We start from the raw sequence: 2,388 nt of genomic DNA, 5'->3' as shown, positions 1-2,388 counted from the left end.
ACTTTTCATGAAACATCTCTACAATGTTTATGTCAAAAATTAAAGGGGCTAAACAACCTGGATTTTGTATAAATTGTGAGGGAGACTTTGCAGTGTTGTAGCAAAGTTCATCCCCCGCATAGCTGAGTATAAATTCCGTTAGTTTGCACAGCTAATACTAGCCGAACTTAAGCACCTTTTTTTTGCTTGCGCTTCAGCCAAGAACCAGTACCTAAAGCACCTAACATTAATGTTCCGACAACACTAGACGGCTCTGGTACTGATTTTGGCTTAACGATACTATCAATCCAATCGGTGTAGGAAGAAACGAGTATCCCGCCTCCACCAGTACCGAATGTACCGAATATTTGTTCATCGGATGTAGTGAATTCAAAGGTATTGACACCAGCGAGGAACATAGAACCATTTTTGATGACGAAGCTGGGGCCACCAGAATCCCCCGGCCCTATGCTGCCTTCAATATCGTTACCCAGGGTCAAACCACCAATCAAATTGGTAGATGGATCTGGCCCGTCAAAATCGTAATAGAATACTTCATTTACACCACTGCCTTCGTCATCAACATCAAACAAGTCGGCGTTGTTGTAACCTACCCGCTTTACATTAAAGCTGGCTCCGCCGGTCAATCCATCAATTCCGTTACCCGTGGTGCCATACCCGACCATTGTAAACGTCTCGCCTTCTGAAACAGGATTGCGGAAAAGGTCGTAAATGGGTACTCCATCAGGTAGAGCCTCACTCAAGGTGATAATGGCAATGTCATCGTTGACTGTTGGATTGAGAAAACCAGTGTAGTCAGGATTGATATTGAGCGCACTGGCGGTGATGGTGTGAGAAAGATCGCTGCCAAAGTTCAGATTGAAACGAACCTTATTAGGCAAAAAGTCGGCTGTGCCATTGTCATCTTCATCAAGGCAATGACCGGCAGTGAGGATGTGCGTTGAACTAATGGTTGCACCAGTACAGAGGAAACCACTTCCTCCTCCCAGATCCATGAACAGGCTACCGACCCCCGCAAATGGCGATGTGGTAGTGTTGGGGTCAACTCGGTTACTGGGGGAATCTGGCGGAGTACCGTTAGGATCTCCAGCAACGATTAATTTGTGGTATTGAACCTCGCTAGGGTTAAAGGTAGCTGCTAGTGCGTTAACTGAAAAACCGAGGGTAGCAGTCACAGCGACTGTTGCTGATGTGGCAATTTTATGGATCGGTTTCATATTTGCAATTCCTACAAAAAGATGATTTCGCTATTGCTCTGGGTTCTGGGAGAGTTATTGTTGCAATGTCAAGGTAGAGACGATTGTTCCGCCAAAGCCAATAGTGGTATTTGTGGCCAAGGCAAGGTTTTTACCGCCTTCAAAGTTTTTTTGTTTTCGTAATTGCTTTCATAAGAAGGATTGGTCTTTTGCTTAGACAGTACGTTATTTTACGTAGCACCTTTTTAATTAAGTACAGATACTTACGTAATTAACGAAGTAATTTTAACTTTAACGTAGAATTAACGAGGGCAGCGATATTTCGGATAAACTTTACAAAAAATTTATAAACTTGAGGTAATCTTCACGAAAAATTTATAATTTTTTGCTTACTATTCAGTGAATATAAGTATATTTTAGGGTTTACCTGTTAACCAGAAAGCCGATCGCCTTACAAACATAGACAATCTTTGCGTGCTTTTACTAGGTAGTAGAGCTAAGTTAGTAACTGGAGTATTCCCAGATCCGATCGCAAAGAGCGATCGCACAAATTAAAGGCGACCTATTTCGGTACTGTTGAGGTCGATTGGTGGGATGTTTAAGCTAAAGTAGCGATCGCTTTTCTAGATTGTTTGGAATAGACTTGATTTAGAGGGGTTGTGAGGGGGAGGGTGCGATCGCTTCTTTCAAAATTTCTTGCTGCAATATTCAATTGAGGGATGTCGATCGATAGCTAAATTATACTCAAAAAAATGATATAATTCCTAATTAATTTGGAATATTTTTGAGGATAAGGCGATCGCTATTTTTGTGGTGATGGGGAGTGCGATCGCATTACCTAAAATCTAACTAGCTTGAGGGAAATCATCTTCATTATCGAGGTCGTCGTACTCATCTCGATCGATAGATTCAACTGATTCATCCGGTACAGGCACAAGATTTTTACCCATTGCTTTTTCTATACGTTCAAGCAGTGCTTTTTGACGCGCTTGGAAGAAGGCATCAAAATCATCAGCACGTAAAGCAACTGGATCGATGACGTGCGATCGCAAAATTTCATCCATTTTTGCTTCCGAAATCCCTGTGTCTTTTTGGATTTTGGCTAAGTAGATACTTGGCGGATTGCTTCCAATCTGGCGGTTAGTCTTAGCTGAAAGGGGAGTTTTGTTGATTACGCTGTCGTAAAGTTCTG

Annotated in this window: 1 protein-coding gene and 1 pseudogene; both read right to left on the bottom strand. The window is 42.2% G+C overall.

The annotated features are described in order from the left end of the window. Positions 1–167 precede the first annotated feature (167 nt). A complete protein-coding gene (locus tag H6S82_RS29310; RefSeq protein ID WP_190471666.1) occupies positions 168–1,217 on the bottom strand; it encodes a PEP-CTERM sorting domain-containing protein in 1,050 nt (349 codons plus the stop codon). Positions 1,218–2,041: 824 nt separating this feature from the next. Further along, a pseudogene (locus H6S82_RS29305) lies at positions 2,042–2,388 on the bottom strand (hypothetical protein); the annotation flags it as partial.

Origin of the sequence: Planktothrix sp. FACHB-1355, from assembly GCF_014748295.1 — a bacterium.
GTDB lineage: Bacteria > Cyanobacteriota > Cyanobacteriia > Cyanobacteriales > Aerosakkonemataceae > Aerosakkonema > Aerosakkonema funiforme_A.
The sequence above is the reverse complement of the archived record's forward strand: the minus strand, read 5'-3'. Positions and strand labels throughout refer to the sequence as shown.